The organism is Fulvivirga sp. (genome assembly GCF_040218215.1).
Lineage (GTDB): Bacteria > Bacteroidota > Bacteroidia > Cytophagales > Cyclobacteriaceae > Fulvivirga.
Window position 1 is genome coordinate 1 of the sequence record NZ_JAVJQL010000010.1, and the last position, 24,686, is coordinate 24,686.

General features: G+C 37.4%; 19 protein-coding genes and 1 pseudogene. 11 read left to right on the forward strand and 9 right to left on the reverse strand.

From position 1 onward, the window contains the following. Nucleotides 1-133 (forward strand): annotated as a pseudogene (locus tag RIB54_RS03295) (IS1595 family transposase); the annotation flags it as partial. Between the two features lie 206 nt (nt 134-339). On the opposite strand, the gene RIB54_RS03300 reads toward RIB54_RS03295, so the two are convergent. Further along, nucleotides 340-1,575, reverse strand: coding sequence for a phage integrase SAM-like domain-containing protein (locus tag RIB54_RS03300; RefSeq protein ID WP_350099259.1), 1,236 nt, complete (start codon nt 1,573-1,575; stop codon nt 340-342). 446 nt (nt 1,576-2,021) lie between these two features. Here RIB54_RS03300 and RIB54_RS03305 point away from each other — a divergent pair, with 446 nt between their 5' ends. Continuing rightward, nucleotides 2,022-2,777 carry a hypothetical protein gene (locus tag RIB54_RS03305; protein ID WP_350099260.1) on the forward strand — a complete coding sequence of 252 codons (756 nt, stop codon included), beginning with the start codon at nt 2,022-2,024 and terminating at the stop codon, nt 2,775-2,777. Nucleotides 2,778-2,869: 92 nt separating this feature from the next. Here RIB54_RS03305 and RIB54_RS03310 read toward each other — a convergent pair whose 3' ends face one another. The 6 genes from RIB54_RS03310 to RIB54_RS03335 all read right to left on the reverse strand — a co-directional run bounded on the left by RIB54_RS03310 (nt 2,870) and on the right by RIB54_RS03335 (nt 11,924). After that, on the reverse strand, nt 2,870-4,192 hold the full coding sequence (locus RIB54_RS03310; protein WP_350099261.1) for a YihY/virulence factor BrkB family protein: 1,323 nt from the start codon (nt 4,190-4,192) through the stop codon (nt 2,870-2,872). Between the two features lie 246 nt (nt 4,193-4,438). Next, nucleotides 4,439-5,020, reverse strand: a complete 582-nt coding sequence (locus RIB54_RS03315) for a DUF2911 domain-containing protein (protein ID WP_350099262.1) — start codon at nt 5,018-5,020, stop codon at nt 4,439-4,441. Between the two features lie 376 nt (nt 5,021-5,396). Next, nucleotides 5,397-6,287 carry a hypothetical protein gene (locus RIB54_RS03320; RefSeq protein ID WP_350099263.1) on the reverse strand — a complete coding sequence of 297 codons (891 nt, stop codon included), beginning with the start codon at nt 6,285-6,287 and terminating at the stop codon, nt 5,397-5,399. Between the two features lie 30 nt (nt 6,288-6,317). After that, nucleotides 6,318-7,715 (reverse strand): SusD/RagB family nutrient-binding outer membrane lipoprotein, encoded by a 1,398-nt coding sequence (locus RIB54_RS03325; protein ID WP_350099264.1) that lies wholly within the window; start codon nt 7,713-7,715, stop codon nt 6,318-6,320. 26 nt (nt 7,716-7,741) lie between these two features. Further along, complete coding sequence (locus RIB54_RS03330) at nt 7,742-10,957, reverse strand: SusC/RagA family TonB-linked outer membrane protein (RefSeq protein WP_350099265.1); 3,216 nt, start codon at nt 10,955-10,957, stop codon at nt 7,742-7,744. A 349-nt stretch (nt 10,958-11,306) separates the two neighbouring features. Continuing rightward, complete coding sequence (locus RIB54_RS03335; RefSeq protein WP_350099267.1) at nt 11,307-11,924, reverse strand: response regulator transcription factor; 618 nt, start codon at nt 11,922-11,924, stop codon at nt 11,307-11,309. Between the two features lie 219 nt (nt 11,925-12,143). Between RIB54_RS03335 and RIB54_RS03340 the strand changes: the two genes are divergently transcribed. From RIB54_RS03340 to RIB54_RS03375, 8 genes are all read left to right on the forward strand, one after another. After that, entirely contained in the window at nt 12,144-13,400 is a 1,257-nt protein-coding gene (locus RIB54_RS03340) for a TPR end-of-group domain-containing protein (RefSeq protein ID WP_350099268.1), read from the forward strand. A 134-nt stretch (nt 13,401-13,534) separates the two neighbouring features. Continuing rightward, nucleotides 13,535-14,563, forward strand: a complete 1,029-nt coding sequence (locus RIB54_RS03345) for an alpha/beta hydrolase (RefSeq protein WP_350099270.1) — start codon at nt 13,535-13,537, stop codon at nt 14,561-14,563. Between the two features lie 13 nt (nt 14,564-14,576). After that, entirely contained in the window at nt 14,577-15,602 is a 1,026-nt protein-coding gene (locus RIB54_RS03350; RefSeq protein ID WP_350099271.1) for a sensor histidine kinase, read from the forward strand. Between the two features lie 2 nt (nt 15,603-15,604). After that, nucleotides 15,605-16,348 (forward strand): LytR/AlgR family response regulator transcription factor, encoded by a 744-nt coding sequence (locus RIB54_RS03355; RefSeq protein ID WP_350099272.1) that lies wholly within the window; start codon nt 15,605-15,607, stop codon nt 16,346-16,348. A 10-nt stretch (nt 16,349-16,358) separates the two neighbouring features. Beyond that, on the forward strand, nt 16,359-16,796 hold the full coding sequence (locus tag RIB54_RS03360) for a GNAT family N-acetyltransferase (protein WP_350066520.1): 438 nt from the start codon (nt 16,359-16,361) through the stop codon (nt 16,794-16,796). Nucleotides 16,797-16,884: 88 nt separating this feature from the next. Continuing rightward, nucleotides 16,885-17,766, forward strand: a complete 882-nt coding sequence (locus tag RIB54_RS03365; protein WP_350099273.1) for a DUF5694 domain-containing protein — start codon at nt 16,885-16,887, stop codon at nt 17,764-17,766. Between the two features lie 31 nt (nt 17,767-17,797). After that, on the forward strand, nt 17,798-18,946 hold the full coding sequence (locus tag RIB54_RS03370) for an alpha/beta hydrolase-fold protein (protein ID WP_350099274.1): 1,149 nt from the start codon (nt 17,798-17,800) through the stop codon (nt 18,944-18,946). Continuing rightward, nucleotides 18,939-19,763: an MBL fold metallo-hydrolase gene (locus tag RIB54_RS03375; RefSeq protein ID WP_350099275.1), complete on the forward strand. Its 825-nt coding sequence runs from the start codon at nt 18,939-18,941 to the stop codon at nt 19,761-19,763. Before RIB54_RS03370 ends, RIB54_RS03375 begins: the two co-directional genes overlap by 8 nt. Nucleotides 19,764-19,801: 38 nt before the next feature. Here RIB54_RS03375 and RIB54_RS03380 read toward each other — a convergent pair whose 3' ends face one another. After that, on the reverse strand, nt 19,802-20,239 hold the full coding sequence (locus RIB54_RS03380) for a hypothetical protein (protein WP_350099276.1): 438 nt from the start codon (nt 20,237-20,239) through the stop codon (nt 19,802-19,804). A gap of 440 nt (nt 20,240-20,679) precedes the next feature. On the opposite strand from RIB54_RS03380, the gene RIB54_RS03385 reads away from it, so the two are divergent. Further along, nucleotides 20,680-22,062: a GntR family transcriptional regulator gene (locus RIB54_RS03385; protein ID WP_350099277.1), complete on the forward strand. Its 1,383-nt coding sequence runs from the start codon at nt 20,680-20,682 to the stop codon at nt 22,060-22,062. Between the two features lie 27 nt (nt 22,063-22,089). On the opposite strand, the gene RIB54_RS03390 is transcribed toward RIB54_RS03385, so the two are convergent. Next, nucleotides 22,090-24,519, reverse strand: coding sequence for an ABC transporter permease (locus tag RIB54_RS03390; RefSeq protein ID WP_350099278.1), 2,430 nt, complete (start codon nt 24,517-24,519; stop codon nt 22,090-22,092). Nucleotides 24,520-24,686: the final 167 nt, after the last annotated feature.

Sequence of the window (24,686 nt, forward strand, 5' to 3'; positions counted from 1 at the left end):
TGGCAACTACCACAAGATCAAAGGGAAATATTTGCAATTGTACCTCAATGAGTTTGTCTATAAGCTTAACAGAAGGCATTTCGGTGAAAACCTGTTTGATAGGCTCGTAATTGCAAATATCATAGGATTATGAGACTTTACGAATATTCAAAAAAATTGTTTATTTTAATACATATGTAATATTTAGTAGAAATATGTCATGAAATTTCCTATTAAGCAGTTGTCGGTTAAATTTTTTATTAATTCGAAAAATCCGTAGAGTGGAGTAAGGATAGGGCAGATAAGACATAATATAACTTTTAAAGTTTCTAACAATAAAAAATGATTGTATAGCGATGATTAGTCCAATGAATTAAACAGCTTCTCATTATATCCATCCAGCACCTCATTACCAAAGCTATTTAAATAAGTCTGCGTCATTTCCTCGGTTTTATGGCCCAACCCCTCTTGGATAGCCGCAGCTGGTGTACCGTTGCGCTTTAAAGATGTGGCATATGTGTGTCTTGCTGTATAAATTGTGAAGTCATCTATTTTCAATTCTTCAGCAATCTTCTTTAATGCCTTATTTACCTTTTTACGCTTGTTTTTCATTCTTTGTACTGCAATTAAATCAGGTTCATGATTCAAAATAGGAAGAACATAGTCTCGCCTCTCTATTTCATTAATTTTACTACCACGTAAGTTTTCAATAATATCCTTAGCCTGAGGAAAAAGTTTGATACTAAACCTTTTACCTGTTTTGTGTCGTATGTAAGTAATTCTTTCAAAATCTGAACTTATATTATCGCCCTGAAGCAAGCACATATCCATCCAATTCATCCCTTGAAAAAAGAAGCTCAGCAAGTAATAGTTTTTGGCATCCTGCAAGACCTTGCTATCGAATGGACTATTTATGAGTTTTTTAAATTCTATCGGACTCAAAGCGTTACGTTTTGCTTCTGATTTTCTTATGGTGTATTGTTTAAATGGGTAATCATCAAGCTTAGCAATACCGCTCTTGATTGCCTTATTATAAACGGCTCGAAGTGTTCGCATATATACACCCAGTGATCCAAGGTTAGAACCTTTATTCAAGTGCACTTTTTCCAAATCATTTAAAAACTTATAATCTATCTCATGGAATTTAAGATTGAGGTTGCCATTAGTGAAGTTCTTAATCTTGTTATATAGTCCTTTATATGAATCAGCTGTGCCTATTCTCCTTGCCAATTTAAGATCTTGAATCTGCTCATTTAAGAATGGAAAAAAGCTGGAATTTAAATTATTAGATTTCTTGTCGGCCTTCTCTTTTAACTCAGAGGCCGATAAGTCTTTAAACCCTTTAGAAATCAGATCAAAAATAGCTTCATTAAATTCTGCCTTCTTCTTTATCAGCTCATTGTTAAATCGAGTAGTATTTTCGACCCGCTTCGAACTAGGTTTGAGCATCTCTTTTTTATTGTCCCATTCATTTGGGGATAGATAAAATCCAGTTGAAACATGGGCACTCGTGCGATTATATATAAGTCGTAGCTTTAAGGGTCTATCACCATTGGGCTTAATCGTCCTAGAATCTAATATATATTTTAATGTCATAATTACTTGCAAACAATTTGCAAACAAATATAGGTTTATTATGAAATTAACAAACTTAAAAAGGTTATTTAAATGCACTTAAATGCACTTTTATTTCATATAAATCCAGTTTGAATGTGACTCATAATCAGGTGGTCCCTGGTTCGAGTCCAGGTGGGCCCACGTTGATAATCAAGCACTTACGATGTAAAAATTGTAAGTGCTTTTTTATTTGCGTGCGGTTTACATACAGAATTAGTCATTTATTTACTTAATTCAGCTGATTATTATATCTATGAGAAAACAGTTGAACCCAGACAGACTTAATTTGGAATTTGATGCAGAATGCACTGCATGATGAAGTATGGGCACTAGCCTTTAATGAAGTTAGATTTGCAATATTCATTACCTAAACTTATCTGATAGATGATACTGTTTAGGTAGTTTTGCAATCAATTATGAGCAACATGCACGAGCAAATAGAATTAGAGAAAATCAATCAGGTAATTGCTGATTACTTTGATAACATTACCAAGGAGAATTGGGTGGCGGTTAAAGAATTAATGCCTTATTTTATCAAGGCAGGCATATTCAATGCCGATGTCAAAAAGGGGCTTCCTATCAGGAAGGTATTGCGGTCACTAGACGCGGATAATGCGCTGGCTAAAATTCCGTTTGTTCATGCTGAAAGAAAGGATAAAGATACCTATTGGTATTTTGTAAGACCTGGCAGTAGCTATGTTTCCAAAGCTATTAACGATACTGGTGTTACCAAAAAACAAAAAGCAAAGATTATAAAGGCAGGAAGTGATGAAAACTATGTGATAGACCTGTGTGATGAATTGCTACAACAACGTGCGTCAAGACAGCATAAGTTTGGATTTCTACTGGGTGACTATCACAAAAATGGTAAGACAAGAACTGCCCTGCCAGTAGATGCTTATTATGCGGCTTTAAACCTTGCCATTGAGTTTATAGAAAAGCAAAATTCAGGTTCGGTGAGTTTTTTCGATAAAGTAGAGCGGAGGACTGTTAGTGGTGTGAGCCGTCCTGAGCAAAGGAAAATATATGATGAAAGAAAAAAGAAAAGCCTAAGGGCTAATAATATTCAACTAATAGAGATTGGTAATTCAAACTTTGATTGTGATAATGAGAATAAACTTGTTCGCAATGAAGCACAGGATAAAAAAGTATTGGAGAAACTATTGAAGGAATTTATTTAGAAGAGGAATTCGGAGGCTTCCTGTTCCAATCTCGAACCTACAGTTAGTTATAGCCAACTACCGGATGCTATCTTATTCGACTATGACTTCTTTCAAATTCCTTTCAACAACTTATTGATTTTAGATTTACCCATTAGGTCGTCAAGCTCGTTGAGAACATTGTCAGCTTCCAATAGAGGCTTCTTACCCTCACCCGCTTCTGCCTTACCATGCCCTTCAAATTTTGCCAACACGTACTGCACCGAGATCAAATCTGTATCTACAGCCGGCTGAAAAGCTTCTGCATCATCACGGCTGGTCAATGAAAGCACGTTACATTTTATCAGCACGTCCAAAACCTCATACAAGAGTTGCACAGGCACCTTCACTTTCTCATTCACATCTTGAATAGTTAAGGGAGCCTTACCTGCCCTAAAATTTTCAACGATGACCATACAAGCTGCCAGGGCAATTTTTTTCTTAAAGCGTAAGCTAAAACCTTCGGCTTTTATGTTGCTCTCATAGTTGTCTATATTTTGAATGGAATAGGCTATCTCCGATCCAAAAAGTACGATCATCCAACTTGTCTGCAACCAAAACAGAAAGAGTGGCAAAGCAGCAAAGCTACCGTATATAGCATTGTATTGTGAAACGCCAATTCCCGCTTTAAACAAAAGTATTTCAAAAAACTGAAAGAATGTTCCCGCTACTACGCCTGCAATAACTGCCGCCCTAAGGCTTACCTTGGTGTTAGGCATAATAATGTAAAGCAATGTAAAAAGCAGCCAAATCAATGCAAATGGCAAAATTCGCAAAGTGGGAAGTATGAGGCCTTTAAATGTTCCTAGTAAGGCAATTCTTTCGGTAAGCTCAGTAATTTGTGTGGCCAAGTAGGTGGTTATACCATTGGCCACTATGATTAGGATAAAGCCAAAAATCATTACTGTAATATAATCCGTCAGTTTACGAGTAAGGTCACGGGCCTTATGAACATACCAAATATCGTTAAATGACTCTTCAATATTACTGAGCAGCTTCATTACTGAATAAAAGAGAAAGACTACGCCAATACCGGCCACAAGCCCTCCACTGGTAGAATCCAGCAGATTGTGGGCGAAAGAAAGGCTCTTATTTAAGACCTCTTCTTGCCCCTGAAAATTCTCAGAAAGTTGCTTTTCAAGTACTTTATCTAGTCCGAAACCTTTGGCCAATGCAAAGGCAATGGCTAAAACAGGCACAAATGAAAGTAAAGAAAAATAAGTAAGTGCTGAAGCACGCAATGCGATTTTATCTTCCTGTACGCCTTTGGCTGCCAGGATGATTACTTTAATGACTTTATAAAAAAACCGATGATAACCCGATATACTTTTTAGGTCAATCTCCCAAATACCTTCTTTAAAGAAGTGAATCATTTTTTTTATAATGCCATCTTTCATATTCTTAGTGCCAATAAGCAAATTTTGCAAAGTAAACCTCTATGAAGCTAACCAACCTCATTTCTACAACATGAATCTAAAAGAAAAAACCTTCTGAAATAAGATAAAATAATAATGATTTTAATTTCGCCCCGGCAAAAGACAGAAGTGATAAACACTTTTGATAATCAAAAAATATGTCCTAAAAATAAAAGAGGCTGTCTTCTATGTTGAAAACAAGCCTCTTTAATCAATGATATCTATTGACTACAAACCTATTGGCACGCGCACCATGGTGTCATCCCAAGCGATAATCATATGGGCTCCTGGCTCTGCTTCTTCAAACATTATACTCAGGTTCTCCACAGTACTTTCAGTTTTTTGTTTCGGTACTTTTATGGTTGCTACCATGCTGTCTTCCGGCTTATAGGCATAATGGCCCCATCCATCTGTATCAGTGCTGAAGTGGATAGTCCAATCTTCTTCACCAAGCAGTGCATACATGGTATATCTTCCTGCTGCTACCTTTTTGCCGTCAATGGTCACATCCTGAAAAAACATGACCTCTGTTGACTCATTAGCACCAACTCTCCAGATATTTCCTGGCTTTTCAAGTTCAGTAAACACCTTTCTGCCTTTGGCCTGTGGTCTTGAATAAGTAACACGAATAACTGGTTTTGCATTTTTTTCTTCATCTGTCTTTCCAAATGCTCTAAAAGCCACTCTTGATGGGTAATAAGCCATATCCATGGGGCTACCGTCCAATTTTGGAAATTCCTGAGCACTGACATCAGGATTTGCCATTAAGCAGGTAAGCACAACTAATGATGATAATAAGATTTTTTTCATTTTGATAAGTTTAAATGTTACAACACTATAAATGTAATTAATCGAAAAAGGTTTAGAATGTCGGCTAATAGCTAAAACTAATTTTTTATGGATGACGCCTCAAAAACTGAAGGGAATAATTCTGCAAACTGCTTTGCCTAATTTCATCCATCAAAAAAATCTCCCCATTACCTCGTAAAATCTATGGCTGTAAATTGAGTTTAAAGATTTAAGATATTTTGATATTTACCGAATTATCGTGGCTGTCGGTGCCCTGGAGTACTAGTAGTATATTAATCTACTATCATATAATCCAATGAGAAATATCATCACCACTTAAAAAAAAAGAGGCTGACTTAAGCTAAGTCAGCCTCCATTCATTTTAAAATCACCTAAACTAAATCTTCTCCAATCTAATAGTAGTTTGAGCAGGAGGACCACAATCTCCGGTCACATCCTCTGTTAAGGTAATTTCCAGCACACTGTCATCAGCAGGATCAAATGAGCTAGGCACATTAGCAGAGCCGAAGCTTATGCCCGACACACACTGCAACCCTGAATTCTGGTTATCAGCAAACAACACTCGCTGGCATTCCAGTCTAAACTGAAATGTTTGTGCTTGATTGCCTATACCAAATGATGGAAGGTACGTAGCCTCAAAAGATCGTACAAAAGTGCTTACTTCCTCTAACTCAATTGGCCCTTCACCAAACAAAGTTGCCCCTCCACCGGCTGAGCTGCCAGTAATGTCAACAATCTTGTACTCACCAGTAAAATCAGCGCTAAGTGGACATGAGAAAATCATCTGGGAAGTTCTCGGAGTATTCAGTACACTGCTGGATGTTGGGCTTGCACCTGTTACATTAAGTAGGTAAGTAAAAGACCATGAATCCCCTGGATCCAAATCATCTTCAGTCAGAACATTTCCATTAACTGGCACATCTGCAAACAACTCGGCTAATGTCTGTGAAAAGCTGTCACCTGTAACTGTATAAGTTACGGGGCTGGATTTAACCGCATCTGATGTCTCAGGATCATCATCAAAGTCTGCAATATTCAGAACTTTAGTCACCTCTACAGATGCTATGGATGTGGCATTCTGTTCTGACTTATCAAAATTTATTGTAATATCAGAAGTCTGACCATATAAAAAATTCACAGTGGCCGGGGGATTTATATTTGCATAAATATCTCCTCCATCAGCTACGTCAAAAGGTTCATCGCCACATGAAACCGATGTAATAATCAGGAATATGCAGCACATACTTATATTTATAATTCTTTTCATCTTATCTCGATTTTATATTGTAGAATAATTTTATTTAAACGCCCAAAGTGGTACATCTAAATTGTTATTTTGCCCCTGATTAGCCACTGCTGCCGCTAAACTTTCAGCGTTAGTTGTTCGCTCATTTTGAGGGTAAGTTATTCTTCTAGGAATAACGCCACTTGGATTGTTCCCTTTCACACCATTTGGATTGGGTGTAAGCGCTGGAAATCCAGTTCTTCGGTAATTAACCCATACTTCCAATTCTGCCTGACCGTATAATGCAACGTAGCTTTCGTTCATAATGGCTTCAACTGCGGCAGTTGGTGATAAAGTACTAATATCAGGCAGGTTACCAATGTATGTTGCAGCATCTGCCGCTGCTACTCCCATATAATCCATGCTAGACTGAACTGCTGCTACAAAAGCAGTTTGTGCAGCAGCGGCTGAACCGGTTCTTACCAGTGCTTCAGCTTCAATAAATTTCAACTCAGTGTATGAAATTAATGGGCTTGGTGCAGTGTTTACTGTCCAAAAAAATCCACCATCTCCGATAGTTGCCCCACCATAAAATGCATCACCATCAGTAATCAAATCTTCACGAGGATCACCTGAAAGTTTACCAACAAAGCCCTGATTGATTACCAAAGTATTTGGACGTCCCCTTCCAAAAAGCGCATAGGGGTTAGAAAAAGCCGATGCTGCATCCCAAGTAAAGTCAGGCTGATTAGCTGAGCTGGTAAATGCACTGGCTATCTCAGTCAAGGCACTTGAAGCATTGCTGTTATTCACTTTTTGAAGGTGCATAAAATACCTGGCCTTAAGAGCATGTGCTGTTGCAATCCATTTTGCAGCGTCACCATCGAAAATCAAGTCTGAACCTGCCGCTGGCCCACCGCCAACAGCTGGTTTACTTAACTCTGTAATAGCTTCTGATAAAAGTGTCTGGATTGAATTATAAATAGACTCTTGTGAATCGTAACCAGGTTTCAGGTTCTCGGTACCCAAGAAGGCCTCAGTATAAGGCATATCTCCAAATATTGAAGTGCCCGTACCTAATGCATTGGCCATTAATATTTTAGCAATGCCCACATAGTAAGGCTGCTCTTCTTCGATTCCTTTTTCTATCATCACTACGGCATCTTTCATTACACCTCCATACAAACCGAAGTTCCAGAAGTTATTCAAGGCATTTTCATCGATTACATAGTTTTCTAAATCATTTTGCTGGGCATCAAATCCAGAAAAATGTTGCATCAAAATGCCCGATAACCGGGCAGCTGCTCCAGACTGGTTGTAGGCAGTTTGGGTAAGTGCCGCTGGCAATATCAAATTCAATTGAACGTCCGCCTGTCTTGTTGGGTCAATGTTCTCGTCACCATACTCGCAACTGGAGAGTGACACTGTAAAACCCAAGGTAAGTAATAGTATATATTTTAAATTTTTCATAATTAATATTTTTTACCGTCTACTAATTAAAATGTCACGTTTAGCGTAGCTCCATAGCTCTTGGTATTTGGCATATTGAAATAATCCAGTCCAATACCATTATCAGCTCCTGTTAAGTTCGTTTCCGGATCTATGCCTGTATATTCAGTTTTTAACCAAAGGTTTCTACCTTGTACAGAAAAAGAGGCCCTTGAAATCTTAAGTTTCTCAAGGATAGATGAAGGTATTTGATATGACAAAGTCAACTGTCTTAACCTTATCCATGAGCCGTCTTCCATATTCTCCTCTACCAATCCTCCAAATCCATACCTGTTCCATTTGTTCCCCGCTATTCCATCAGCAGGGTTGGCAAAATCAACAGGGATATTGTTAACTGTCTCAGTTGGGTTTCCATCACCATCTGCTAAGACACCATCAAACACATAACCTCTTATTTCCCTCTCATCACCAGATTTTTTTGAGGTTCCAAAAGTGTGCATAATACCTCCTGTACCATTCCAAACGGCACCACCTTGTCTGATATCAAGCAAAGCGGATAAACTAAACCCTTTGAATGAGAAGGTATTTCTGATACCTGCAATCCAATCTGGGTTAGGGTCACCTAAGTACCTGTCACCAGCAGGGTCTACATTTGGCCAGCCGTTAGGGCCAATCACTAACCTGCCTTCATCATCTCTTTGGAATGCATTACCATAAATAGCACCATAGGGCTTACCAGCAATAACATTGGAAGAAGCTGATGTAAAACCGGCTAAGAAAATCCTGTCGGTTCCGGGAGCCAGCTCTTTCACAAGGGACTCGTATTGTGTAAAGTTAACCTCAACATCCCAGGAGAAATCACCCACTTTTACAGGGGTACCTGTTATCAAAAGTTCATGCCCTTTATTCTCAATAGTTCCTGCATTGGCAATGGATCCACCAAAACCAGTAGTGTTGGAAATATTGATATTAATGATCTGATCCACTGTCTCACTATTGTAGTAAGTGTAATCGAAACCAAACCTTCCATTGAAGAATTTAAAATCTCCACCAAATTCATAAGTAGTGGTTAACTCAGCTTTTAATTTATCATTACCCAGTACATTACTTCTTTCAAAAGCGTTAGTTCCGAAGGCAGGAAAACCAACCGCAGCAATAAAACCATCACCAGTAGCAGTGGCTGAATTAAAATAATTACTCGTTACATAAAGAGGAGCATCATTTCCTACCTGGCCCCAAGAACCTCTTAATTTACCATAAGATAAAACTGGTCCATTAGCTAAACCAAAAGCCTCGGTAAAATCAAACCCTAAGGCTACCGCTGGGTAGAAGAAGGAATTGTTATCTTCCGGAAGTGTAGAAGACCAATCATTACGTCCGGTAACATTCAAGAACAGAAAATTCTTATATTCTAATTTGATGTCTCCCATCACACCATTAATTTGCTTTCTATCCCACTCTTCGAAGGTTACAACAGTAGCAGCATTTGAGATATTACTAAAACCCGGAGAACCAAAGTCTGTTCCTATATCCTCGCTCAGGTATGAATCGAACGTGTAGTAGTTGTGCCCAAATACAGCGCTTACATTCAAATCTTCATTGATGTCCTTATTAATAATAAAAAGTAAATCAGAGTTGATGTCAGTTCTATTTCTATCAAGATTGACTATGGTTCCTGTAGGAAACGCTGCCCCACCAAAGTCTGCAAAACCCTTGGTCCTATCTGTGTAATGGTCTAAGCCTACCCTATAAGTAGCCTTCAACCATGGAGTGATGTCATAAGCCAGATTTACATTACCAATAATCCTGTTTACATTATCATCAAACTGGTTTTTGGCAACTGTCCAGTAAGGACTATCATATACACCTGCTCTGTAGCTTCTTTGAGAACCATCTGGCAACTGGTAAGTTGTTGGATCATCGGCTGCTTCTTGCCCTGTTTTTCCATTTCCAGCATCAAATGTTGTAGTATTTCTATACAAACCAAGCGCTACACCAGAGATGTTAGAACCTCTTTGTAACCTGCTGCCTCCAGTATTCGAGAAGGTGGCAGACATGCCAGCAGTAAGCTTATCGGTAATCTTGGTATCTGTGGTAATTTTAGTTGTAGTTCTCTCCCATTCTGAATTGGGTACGATACCTGATGTTGTTAAATTACCGAATGACAAATAGTATGTAGACTTTTCATTGCCACCGGATACGGAAATGTTTTTATCCCAGGTTAACCCGGTGATGAAAAAATTCTCTGTATTGTCATAGGCTCTTGCAGGAGTACCATTTCCTGTGCCTTTGGGCACCAATCTGCCATTAACATCATATGGGTAATCTGACCCATCAAACTCTAAATCGGCAATGGCAGGGCCATAAGTATTTCCTTCCAGGGTCTCTGGTCCTCTCCAAACATTGACACCACCAACAGGTCTTCCCTGAGCATATTTTTTCTGGAATTCTGGTAGCTTATTGACCTGGTCAAAAGTCAATGAAGTGTTGAAGTTCACCTTCGCCTTGCCTGACTTACCTTTTTTGGTAGTAATGATAATGGCACCATTGGCCGCCCTGATACCATAAAGCACTGTTGCTGATGCTCCCTTAAGCACCGTCAATGACTCGATGTCATTTGAGTTAATGTCAATTGCCCTGTTAGAGTTGTCAACCCCGCCTGTTCCATTGCCCTGGCCACCGGTGGAGTTATCAATAGGCACACCATCAATAACGAAAAGTGGGGAATTTGAGCCGTTAATAGAGGTATTTCCCCTAATCCTGATGTTAGAAGAGGCACCAGGTGAACCGGAGGAACTTACTACACTTACCCCTGCCACTTTTGAATTAAGTGCATTGACAAGGTTGGTCTCACGGGCATTTACGATGTCATCAGCTGCAACATTCTGCACAGAATAGCCCAGTGCCCTTTTGTTTTGTTCAATACCAACAGCTGTGACTACAACCTCTGAAAGTTGCTGAACATCTGGTGACATTTGAATGTCAATAACAGATCTTGCGCCTACGGCTATTTCTTCAGTAGCAAGTCCAATAAATGAAAACACCAATGTACCGCCATCGGATGGGACAGATAATCGGTAATTTCCATCAACATCGGTAACTGTACCTGTAGTTGTACCTTTTAGCACAACATTAACGCCCGGAAGCGATGTCCCATCTTCTATGGATGTGACCTTACCCGAAACGGTGCGTTCTTGAGCCCACGATTCACTAAAAGTGAATGCGAACATCAACATGAAACTCAATTGTAAAAACTTCTTCATATTGTTTTGTTAGGTTGATAAATATGCTGCGCACTTTACGCAACTCAACAAAACTATTCTTACCATCACATAGTCATTTGGCTCGAAAATGGGGATTTTTACTATAACGCTCAATTATATAATAAACTGATTATCAATTATTTATATAGAATAAATTTTTAAGTGTTAGGATAATCGTCAAAATAAAAGGCAAAACATCCCCCAATTTGCAGAAGGTCTATGGAACTAAATTTTCCTGTCATGAGAAAATGAAAAAAGCCACTTTTTCAAGTGGCTTCATCGGTCAATCAAATGCTCAAATTGTTTGAATCTAAACAACTTAAACCAATATGATCAAAAACCTGAGCACCTACATTATACCAATGTTTCTTGCTTTCTCAACAGCATTGAATCTGCTCTTGACTTCGAGCTTCGAGTATATATTTTCGAGATGTGTTTTAACTGTCTCTTTACTTATAAACAACTTATTGGCAATCTGGTCATAGGACAAACTTCGCCCGAGTTCTTTCAAAACTTCAAGTTCCCGCAGCGTAAGGTCTGAATCAATAGCAAAGGTGACATGGTTAGTTTTATTAACAAGATGTTTAAAAACCTGATTTGAGCTGGGAAAAGTAAGCATATCCAAAACATCCTTATAGGCATATTTATTTTCGTGATAAGATATTATCCCAAACTCCAAATAATCATCTAAGAACCCAGCGTTTCCTCCAACGCCTATGATATTGTTATGCCCTGCCTGTAGGTATCTGTATAAAGATTTATGGTTAACAGTATCCAAATCGACAATGATTGCATCACTATTTTCAAAAACAATATTCATCCAATCAGGTTGGTTCATATTTGCCGAGCCTTGATATGAATAACCGTTACAAACATTTAAAATGAGCCTGAGATCATTAGCATAACGCTGATCCTCAGAAATCAATCCTATTTTCATAATACTGTACATAGTGTTTCCATTAAGCATATGCTATTTTAATTATATAATGAACTTTCATTGACCTACACTTATATGAAGAGGCACAAAAACGAAATGAAATAACACCAGTAAGGAATTAATAAAACGCTGTTGGCCAGAAATAAGGCTCAATAGCTCATGACTATTTATTTCACCTTTACACCTTTTATGTGAACTTTTAGTTTGCATTAATATTTATCAAATTGCCTAATACCTTAACATTAAGGCATGAAGACATTATTATTAATTATCGCCATTGGTATATCAGGACAAGTTCTAGCGCAGGACAGCCTCATGTATTATTATAACAAAAGCACCGAAGCCTATAAGGTTAAGGACTACCCTTCCTTTATGACTGCACTTGAAAAAGCCAATGGTCTCAGGCCAAATCACCCTACGCTTGTTTATAATTTAGCTGCGGCATATTCATTAAATAACAATCAGGAAAAGGCCATAGAAACGCTTAAGCAACTCATACTCATGAATTCAAAAACAAGTATTGAGGGTGATAGCGATTTTATTAGTCTTACCAATAATCCCAACCTGGCAGATTTAATCCAGCTCAGGAAAAGTCTGGAAGAGCCTGTTCAAAATAGTAAGTTGTACATAGAAATTGAAACTCAGGACATCCATCCTGAAGGTATGGCCTATGATAGCCGAACCGAAGACTTTTATTTTGGGGGTGTAAACAAGAGAAATGTTGTTAAATATTCTCAAGATGGAAGTATTACAGAATTAATCAGTTTCAAAACCGATGCTGATATTTTCTCTGTAATGGGCATTGAATATGATGAGAAAAACAAGATTTTGTGGGCTTGTACTGGCTCGCTTCCTGAAATGATGGATTATAACGATTCCCTTAAAGGCCGCTCATCTATACTCGCCTTAGATAAAGATGGCAATATCTTAAAGAAGCATGTTTTTAAAGGGAACCATATGTTTGGCGATCTTAAAATACTTGTTGATGGCACCGTGCTGATCTCTGATACTGGAGAGAATAAAATATACAAGACAACGCTAAACACCGAACCTGAACTCTGGTTTGATCTTAGTGAAAAAGTATGGAACCTTCAGGGGCTTGCCATGTCTGAACAGGAAGAATATCTATACCTATCTGACTACATATCAGGACTTTACCGAATAGACTTAAAAACCAAGGAAGTAGAGAAAGTCAAACTTCCGAAAACTATGTCTGATAAAGGATTTGATGGAATTTATTTTTACAATAATCAATTGATTGGCATTCAAAATGGAGTGTCACCAAACAAAACATGGGCTTTGCAATTGGACCAATCGGGCCTTGATGTGGTTAATGCCAGGGTAATAGATCAGGCGTTGGATATACTGGATGAACCTACTCAGGGAATATTACTTGCCAACAGGTTTCTCTATATTGCCAATAGCCCTTGGGCACATTATAAAGAAGGCCAATTTGATAATTCTAACCTTGCTAAAACTGCCATTTTAGAATATACAATTGACTGAAACCTGACTTGTCCCACATACTTCAAACATCCTAAATGTATTTTTAGCCAGTAAAAGTGACACTTGGTCATCAGCAGGTTCATTTTGACCCTAAACAGTTCTACTCTCACACATAAATTTCATTTATAATCTTAATGAGGGTAATCTGTTATTGGCTTTTTGTGATCCTAAGTTGCACCATTGCCTATGGTCAGAACTGCGACAGCATGGTGAAGTACCATTCCGTTTATGACCTCTATGATTTAGATGTCTATACTCCCAAGGGTTATGATCCTAACAAATCTTATCCTGTCATATACTTTAATGATGGTGAGACAATATTTGCAAGTCAGGGTTGGAACATGAAGTCTATACTCGATAGCTTGATAACTTATGGAACTATCAATGATGTTATTGTTGTGGCAATACATTCAGGCAATGAGCGAAACAAAAGATATATCCCGTACCTGGCCAGCCATCCTGTAAAGAATAACGCAGAAGAATACGCCACTAAAATTAATGAGCTCATCGTTCCTTATGTTGAATCAAGGTATTCTGTAGATGATTGCAAGCGAGGAATTGCCGGAGCATCTTTTGGGGGATTGTTCAGCACATGGGCAGGCCTTTCTTCCAATACCTTTTCTTTTGTGGCATCATTTTCGCCCAGTTATTGGGTAAGGGATTACGAAATTATTAGAAAACCTCCTCAAAAAAGGGATACACCTTTGACCCATTGGTTTGATTTAGGTACTGCAGAATGGAACTATTACATTCCCTTTATTGCAAAGCTGGACAGTATGGAAGCGATAAAATCTGGTGCCTCATATTATTATGAAGTGCCTGATGGCACACATACCTATAATTCATGGGCAGACAGGCTCGGTTATGCACTTCAAATTTTTACCGGAACCTTTGACAGCACTATTAAGGATATTGACCTTGTCAATGAATGTATTCCAAGTCAATCTATGCCTGGAAGGATTTTTCAAAGGGTAAACGCAATTGTAACCACAAATTCAGGCACCAGGTATTCATTATCAACAAAAGCTGATTATAGAATTAGCAAAGGAAAAGGCACAATAGAAAAAGATGGCAGGTATTTCTTGGAGTCAAAAACAGCCGAAATAACTGTCACTTATGGCAATTATGTAAGAAAAATCTCCCTTACTAACTGCATTAATTAGTAATTTACCAAAGATGAAATCATACAATTCATTCAAAATAAGAATTCTACTGGCTGGGTTAATATCGCTCCCTGCTTACCCGGTTTTAATCCTAATTCAAAACTCCAACCTATTTGATGTTGCCCTATATGCCTATGTAGAATATACTTTTGCAGTATTCGTTTCTCTCGTTATCCTGCTTGAGTTTCAGAACTGGAAAAGTAATTTGCTGGAACGAAGACTATCATGGAAAGACAGTTTCACCAAAAGACTTATCAGTGAGTTGACTATTACATTTATTGTAACTCCTTCACTAATCACCGCTTCCTACTATTCCTTTTACAACTTTTACTGGGACATGAACATCTATTTCCCATCGGCTATTTTTTACAACTCGATAGGTATTTTTATCTCCCTGTTTTTTCTGGCATTTGTTAATGCCGGCTATTTCCTCAGCAACTGGAAAAATGCCTCTATTAGAGCTGAGGTGCTGGAAAAAGAGAATATTAAATCGCAACTCATTGCTTTACAAAACCAGCTCAGTCCACACTTTCTTTTTAACAATTTCAACATTCTGAGCGCTTTAATGGACGAAGATCTGGATACCGCAAAGCGATACCTTCACAATCTTTCAGAGGTATTCCGCTACATACTTCAAAACAAGTACAACGAAGTTGTGAGCCTGGAAGATGAACTTAAATTTATTACCAATTATTCATTCCTTTTGCAGACAAGGTTTAAAAAGAAGTTTAACCTCCGCATTGAGGTAGAAGAACAATACAAAAAACTGAAAATACCGCCCGTATCATTGCAGGTAGTGTTAGAAAATGCCTTGCAACATAATGAGGTATCTGAAAAATATCCATTGCAAGTAGATATAACCAGTGACGGTCAGGAAATAGTAGTCACTAATAAGATTAAACCTAAAAAAGGAAAAATAAACAGCACTAAAACCGGGCTGGACAATATAGCCAGAAGGTATGAATTTATCACTTACAAAAAGCTAAGGATAAATAACGATAATGAGATGTTTACAATAGCCCTGCCTTTGATTGAATAACCATGAAGATTGCAATAATAGAAGATGAGCCACTGGCTGCCAGCAACCTGAAGAAGCTTGTTAAGAACTACGACAGCACCTTCACAATTCTGCCTATTGCTGATACAGTTGATCAGGCAGTTGCACTTTTGAGTGAGGTTGAACCCGATCTTATCTTTTTGGATATAGAACTTGCAGACGGCTCCAGTTTTGAGATATTTAAACAAATAAAAATTAATGTACCAATAATATTTACCACTGCGTACGATCACTACTCAATTAAGGCCTTTGAGGTGAATAGCATTGCATACCTGCTTAAGCCAATTAATGCTGAGAAACTGGAAGATGCCTTCTCACATTTTGATAGCATGAAAAAGGCATTTGATCCTAAAAAGCTCAACCTCGCACTGTCAGAATTGAATCAAACCTCATACAAAAGCAATTTTTTAGTTAAAAGGGGCAACAAGCTTTTACCAATTGAAGTTGACCAAATTGCCTATTTTGTGGCATCAGACAAGTGGGTATACCTGGTTACACACGACAACGAGCAGTTTATTGTCAACTATAACCTAAGCGAGCTTTCAGAACTCATCAACCCTAAGAATTTCTTTAGGGTAAACAGGCAATACCTGGTTTCCAAAAAATCAATCGGTTGGTTGGAGCCTTATTTCAAAGGCCAGGTATGTGTGTCACTAAAACCAGAAACTGAAGTTCAGGTGGTTAGCAGAAAAGTGACCCCTGAATTGAAGGAGTGGTTAACTAATTAATAAAGGCAGGATGATAATTCGCAAATACACTTCTTCTGACTGGAATCAAGTTAAAACCTTATTTGAACTCAATACTCCTAAGTATTTTGCTCCTGAGGAAATTGATGATTTGAATGATTACCTGGAAACCTATGCAGACACCTACTTTGTAATAGAGCATAACAAGCAAATTTTAGGTGCAGGTGGCTATCATATTATCGGCAATAAACTGGGAAGATTGTCATGGTACTTCTTCAATCCAGAAAGTAAAGGTCAGGGTTATGGCACTAAAATAGTACAGCACTCTATAGATGAGATGGTCTCAAAAAACGATTTAGAAAGCATAGAAGTTTGGACCTCTCAATATGCCGAAAAATTTTTCAGAAAGTTCGATTTAAAAACTGTGAAAATTGAAAATAATTTTTGGGCGAAAGGTATACATCTTTATTTAATGAGAAGGTCATTATAAATTGGTAAAAGTTCACTCCCCTACCGAAATGTGACACTTCATTCCCTGAGCCTATGATTGAAGTCGTCTTTAAGAGACCTTTAATCAAATGATTAAAAAAAGAATGAAGCACATTCTGTCCTTACTTTCTATTCTGACTCTATTTGGTTGTGCCAATTCACCAGAGCCAATTGAACTCAATTCGGAAGAAAACAGTCCTGAATCTCAGTTTAAAACATACAGTTCCATTGCTAAAGTTAAAGTGATGGTTGTTGGCACCTATCATTTTGCTCAGGAGAAAGACAGGAATGAGTTGTCACAAGAAAATCAGAAACAGATTAATAAGATAATAGATGCTTTATCTGAATTTAAACCTACAAAGGTCATCATTGAAATGCGGCCAGAATTTAAAAAACGGTATAGTCAAATGTATAGCAAATACAAAGCCAGCCAGCTCTCAATAGACACCCTTGCTAACGAGATCTTTCAACTGGGTTTTAAAACAGCCCACAAAATGAATCATGACTCCATCTATTTCTTCGACAATCAACCTGATTTTATAGGATCGCTGGAAGGTTTTACTTTCGAAGGTTTCGCCCAGTACGCAGATAGTGCTGATGCAGGCTTTTATGACATTTATAAAACCCTTATTATAGAGAATTTTGAGTACAACGAGAAACTTCTCAAAAGCCAATCCCTTTATGACGAGATAAAACTCAGAAACTCCCCTCAAATGCAGACATTCAATATTGAGCGGATGCATGCCTATGAAGTAAGGGCAGGAATTAACGACAACTGGATTGGCGCTGACTGGCTAGGAAGGTGGTACCAGCGAAATATCAGAATGATGGCTCACCTGCTGAAAATATATGAACCTGATGACAGGTTACTGATAGTTGTAGGCGACAATCATAAATGGGTACTTGAGCAATTAATGAACAATACACCAGACTTTGAAGTCGTATCAAGCTTTGAATACTTAAATAAATAATAACCAGAAATTAATTCTCACAATAACACATATGAGGAAAATAATACTGTGCCTGATGATCTTTTGGCACCCGGCAGTTAATGCTCAAAATGAGGTTGAATACACAACCGCTGAAGTCAAACTCCAATCAAAAGTTCTTGATGAAGAAAGGGAATTAACAATATACAAGCCTGTAAACCTTGATTCCAAAACCCCTATTACCACCATCTATCTACTCGATGGTGAGTGGAATTTTAGCTATTTAAAAGGTCTGATCGATCTACTGATCCGCTGGGAGCGTATTCCTAACGTTGCATTAGTTTCCATCAAAAATATAAACAGAACAAGAGACTTCACCCCTAGTGAGGATGAAGCAAGATTTCCGGGCAGTGGTGGAGCGGGACAATTTCTGAGCTTTATGCAATCCGAATTAATTCCACATATTGAGGAAAACCATTTTAAAAGTTCAAACAGGCTTATTATTGGTCATAGTTTTGGTGGACTATTTGCCCTTTATACGCTCTTTGAAAATCCTGAATTATTTAATGGTTATATAGCCATTAGCCCGAGCACATGGTGGAAAGATAAATTTCTTTTCAAACCCGAATACCAGAACGCACAAATAAAGAATCACCCTATGCTTTACATGTCTACAGGTGAATTTGATCGTGGAAATGTGGCTTCTAATCTGGAGTATTATGAATGGTTGAGGTCAAACAATCTGGATGATCAAATGACGCTGATTTATGATTCAAACAATGGAGAAAGTCATTTTTCAAATGTAAGTATCAGCATCCATAAAGGTCTTAGCCACTATTTTCCCGGACCAGAATTAAAGAATATAATAGCTGATACCTATGCAGCAGATGGACTGGAGATACTAAAGGACTGGTACACCGAATTGGACAAAAAAATGAATGGGCGTTTGATTCCTCCTATAGAAAGTATTCTTGAAATTGCTGCTGAACTTAACAGAACATCTAAAAAAAAGGAAGCTCTAGACCTGCTTCAATGGTTTCAGCATATTGATCCTGATAATGGCAATATTCATTATTATGTTGGGGCAATAGCAGCAGATCACGGACAACTCGACCTGGCAATGACACATTACAATAAAGCACTGGAGCTAAATATGCCTGAGAGGATGAAAACTGTGATTAGAAAAAATATAGAAAAACTTAAAACTGACAATAATGATTAAAACCGCATTTATTTCATTGATGCTAACCTGTGTTGTTCATAATGTCTCTAAGGCACAAGTTAGTTTTGAACGACTGTCTGATAACGTTTTTCATATCAATGCCGATGGTAATAAAACTTCAGTTAAGTCTTTATTAATCGTTAAAAATAATAAAGGACTGCTTGTTGATGCCATGTATGGTGAATTTGGAAAATCAATAAAGACATACCTGAATGAGAATGATATCAAGCTTGAATATATCATCAACACGCATTACCATGGGGACCATACGCATGGCAATTCAAATTTTGACAATACTACTATTATAGCACACCAAAATACCTTGAGCAACATAGAAAAAAAAGCTCAATATGGTCCTGAAGAACCTTTTGATAAGAAATACTGGCCTAATCTATTGTTTACAGATTCACTATTACTTTCATTTGAAGGAATTGAAATCAATATCTTCCACCTAGGTAAAGGGCACACAAATGGTGATGCTATCTTACATATTCCAGCATTCAATTTAGTTGATTTAGGAGATATGATTCTTGCTCCACAAGCACTGCCTTATGCATCAGATCCAAAAAACTTGATTAGTGTACTATCCACCATTTCAGAAAGCATCAATACTGAAACAATAGTAGTAACAGGTCATGGCACTTTAGCAAATAAAGATGCCCTTGATGCCCTAATAAGGATTATGAAAGAGACCATCGGTTATGTAGAAGATGGTAAAGATGTTTCCAAATTTCCTGCTGAATGGAATAGCTGGAACAGTCAGTTCATGGATATGGCCACTTGGCTTGGGATGCTTACTAAGTACTACAAGTCATAAGACCCTTAAAAAAATCAAGACACCATCACCTCTAGATTTTATAAATAATGATATTCATTAAAGTGTCCCTTTCTCCTAATGTAATGAACCAGAGAGGATTCATATTCTATTAGGCCTTTCAACTCAGAGATATTAAAAAAAAGTTGACAATCAACTTTTTTAGCTCTGAAGTTTATTCCATCCTCGCAGTCTACTGAGTAGGAATGAGATATAATTTTCTTGCTACGTTCATTGAACAAACCAATCCTAAAAAAATTGGTCTCCATACCCTTAAGCATAATAACATATCCCTGTCGAATACTTTGTGATAAGGACGGAAGCGAATTAATTAAAAATTCCGCCTGCCGTATTAATAATCCGTTCTCCGTATTTGATCCACAAAGAGAGCTTCTGTATATCTTTAATTCCAATCTATCTCCGTTCATTAACCCCAGGTACTCGGCTTCTCCTACTTGAATATCCAGCGTAGATCTCATGTCTTTAATTTACATTTAAATTGAAATATCTATATTGTAATATTACTTTATATATCATTATAGGTTATTTCATTTATGTAAGTGGAGTAATATTTAGCTAAAAGGTTGTAGATAAACTGAAAAAACAATGAAATGGCTGCAATTGGGTAATTATAGCCCTAATCAAAACCTAAAAATATCTCCTAGATAAACTCAAACTTAATACGAGATATTATATTGTAATATTACTTGCTTGAATAAAAAATGATAAAACAATTATTTAGGCGGCTTATTATACCTGTAAACTGAAAGAACTGTTCCAATTAAAAGGCATTGAATATGACATTTTAGAGAGAGTTACCAATATCTAAAAATACAGCTATTACATTCTATAAATTATAGGACTTTACACCTATTTAGGTTATAATTAAAGCTTTAATAGAAGTATCATATAACGCGCTATGTGGGATAAGAAGTTTAAACAGTCTGATCGAAAAAAATTTCTTCATCTAATTCAATACATTGTCGATGCAATAGATAGTGGTAAACTCAAATCTGGAGAAGTGCTTCCAACCCAAAGGCAGCTATCCAAGAAACTCAATCTATCAATAGGCACAATAACAAAAGCCTTCAAGGAGCTTGAGCGAATGGGCTATTTAAGCGGAGAAATAGGCAGAGGCACCTTTGTTAGTGACATTACCACTGAGTATAAGAATTTCCTCTACACTGAAAGCAAAACCCCTTATAAGTACAATCTGGGGCATTTTAGAACGAGTGAATTGTTTAACCACACCATTCAACTCAACCTTCTATCTGGTATTAAAGAAATAGCTGGCACTCCTGACTTCTTTTACAAACTTAACGACTTTAATAACTGCGGTACCGAAGCACAAAAAGAGTCTTTCATCAACTGGATAAAACCGCTCGGATTTGAAAGTATAGACACCACTGATACGACTTTATTAATGTCAGAAGTCTCAGCAATTAATACCATCATAAATGCTTTAACAGAAGTAGGCGATAAAATTTTGGTAGAGCAAATTGGTGACAGAATTACTAAAGATCAGATTGCACAGAGCAGCAGAGAAGCTACACCAGTCAAGTTAGATGCTCATGGTATTGACACCTCGGATTTGGAAGAAAGAATAAAACTTCACCAGCCCAAATTACTTATAACACAGCCTACCTTTCAGATGCCCACCACTATTACGTCTCCTAAATCAAGAAAGGAAGAAATAATGAAGATCTGTGAGAAATATGGGGTGATCATACTTGAAGATGCTAAAACTGACAAGTTTTATGATGCTGCAGTGAACCCATATTATGAAATGAATCCTAATATTGGGCTTTACGTTACAGGTACATATTTCACCCTTAACCCTGCCCTGGCAAGCTCAGTTGTTGTTGGTAACAGCAACCAAATTAAAAAGATTGAAAATCAATTTAAGCTTTACAATTGGACCCATTCCCAGATACTTTTAGAGATGTGTTCTAATTTAATTAACACAGGTAAGGCTGATAAAATAGTTGATGAAAGAAAGAAAATACTCGAAAGCAGAAACATCTGTTTTGACGAAGTATTTGATATACCACCAAACACATCCCACAAATACAGCCCATTCAGATGGTTGAAAATACCAGATACCTGGTCAAATGCTCAATTTGCTCAAGTAGCCTATGAAAATGGCATTTTGGTTCGGAATAGTGACATTTTCTTAAATGATAAACTTCCACCAATGCCTTATTTGAGAATTAGCAACGGCTCAATTCATAAAGATGAAGATTATAAGACCGCGCTTGTTCAACTAACGGAGCTATTTAAAGAACAGGATTTTAGTTTTTAGCCTTGCTTTTCAGCCTAGTTTTCACAACTACTCTGTCCTAATAGATTTAACCGGATTAGCAATGGCCGATTTTATTGATTGATAGCCAGTGGTAAGCAAAACCAATATCAGTGACAACACACCTGCCATCAGGAAAATATCAAAAGAAATGGTGACATCATATGGGTATTGTTGCAGCCAGTCATTCAATACGTAATAGGCAATAGGCCAGGCTAACAGATTAGCAATAACAAGTAGTTTCACAAACTCTTTTGACATCAAGAATACGAGACTGTTTACAGAAGCACCCAGCACTTTTCTAATGCCAATTTCTCTTGTTTTTTGAATAGCAAAGAATGATGACAGGCCTATAAGACCAATGAGTGCTATGAAGATAGCAATAACGGCAAAGGTTAAAAATATATCTCCAAATTGGGTTTCTGACCTATAAAGCTCATCATATTCCTGATTTAGAAATGAGTAATCAATCTGCTCGTCAGTCACCCGTTCCTCCCAGAGTTTAGTAATATCAGCTATGGTCTTTTGAATATCAATACCTGGTTCAAATTGAACTGTAATTACCGGAGGCGTAATATTCCTGTTAGTCAGATTTTCAAGATCGACACCAAACATTATCAATGGTCTTATTCGTTCGTGCAATGAGTTGAAATGAAAGTCTTTTATAACGCCTATTATTTCAACCTCTCCTGCAGTGGTAGGCCTTATCTTCTGGCCGATTGGATTCTCCCAGCCTATTTCATTAGCTGCTGTTTCATTAATAATCACATTTAATGAATCATTTCTCTGCTCTTCAAAACCTCTTCCTACAACAATCTCAAGCCCATAGGTATTGATAAAATTCTTATCCCCGGTAATTTGCCCACACTGGTACCGTTCTGTAGATGGCCGTCCTATCGCCTCAAAAGTAAGACCTGAAACCTGTCTGCCTGGAACGTGAAATGAAGCTGAAACCTCATTGACTCCGGACATTTGCTCGATGCTATTTTTAAATGACAAGAAAGAGCTTCCAAGAAGATTCGTATCGTTAATCGTTAAAAGCTGCTCCTTCTTAAAACCCAGCTTTTTATTAATTAAAAAGTCAACTTGCTTATTTACTATTAGCGTACCAATAATCAGAAATATTGAAATACTGAATTGAAGAATGATCAAGGTATTTCTTAAGATATTATTGCTCTTACCTTGTGTAACCTGACCTTTGAGTATTTTCACCACATTGAAAGAGGATATAAAAAGGGCAGGATAAGAACCTGAAAACAGGCTCACCAGCAATATAATCACAATAAATACTGGTCCATAAATCAACCAATCGATCTGATCTATAGACAGCTCTTTGCCTGCCAAAGTATTAAACTGTGGTAGCAGTAAACTAAAGAGGATAAAACCAATAATACCTGATACTGTGCATAATATCGTAGACTCGGTAAAAAACTGAACAAATAGGCCTTGCTTCGTAGAGCCCAACGTTTTTCTGATCCCTACTTCTTTGGCTCTTCTGATAGATCTGGCAGTTGAAAGATTGGTAAAATTAATGGACGCTATCGCCAGAATAAAAAGCCCAATTATTGAAAATAGAATCACATACTGCATGTCTCCAGTGGGTTTCATTTCAAACTGAAGATTGCTATTTAAATGAATACTACTTAAAGGCTGCAAATAGAAATTATGAATGTTTCCAGCAGCCTCATATTCTTCAATGGTTTTTCCCAGGTAAGCTTCTACAGGTGGCCCCACATATTTGACAACAACAGTATGAAATAGCTTTTCAAACTCCCTTGGATCAACTCCGTCATTGAGCTTTATGTAGTTATAGGTGTTGTAAGACACCCATTCAAATGCACTAAACTGATCAAATGAAAACGACTCCCATGAAAGCAAAAAATCAAACTCCAGATGTGATTTTCTTGACACATCTTCAACCACTGCAGTAATAGTATATTCCGCAGTGTCATTAACCAGCATCTTTTGCCCCAGTACTTGATCTGTCCCAAAATATTTGATTGCCATTTCTTCGGTTACGGCCATATTAAACGGCTCTTCAAGCGCTGTTAACTCGCCGGCCTTAATTGGTATCGACAACATTTCTAAAAAGTTAGAATCGACCGCAAGTACATCCTCTTCCAGAAATGAAATATCCTTCCCCTCATTTTCAAAACGGAAATTCGATATTGGCAAAGCCCTACTGGATTGCTGTACTTCTGAAAATTCCCTTTGCATGGTATAGCCCAGCGGCTGCGGTGTGGTAGCATAACTCGTTTGGGTATTCGGAAAAAACCTCTCCAGCACTATCCTGTAAACATTGTCCTGATGATAATTATCAAATGAAAGCTCATCATTTACAAAAAGTGCAATAAAGTAAATACAAGCGATAGCTGTACTCAACCCTAGCAAGTTGATAATGGTAAACAGCTTATCTTTTTTGAAAAATCTAAAGGCAAGAAGTAAATTGATTCCTTTCATAACAACGGCTTGATGATTTACTATTACAAAAAAAATTATTAGTATCGAACCAATTGATACCGTTTATGTAATATTACAATTATTTGCCTTAATTTTAATTGAATACGTATATTTAGATTAAATCCTGTATATGCATAATATTGTACTTGGATAATTCATTCTATTTA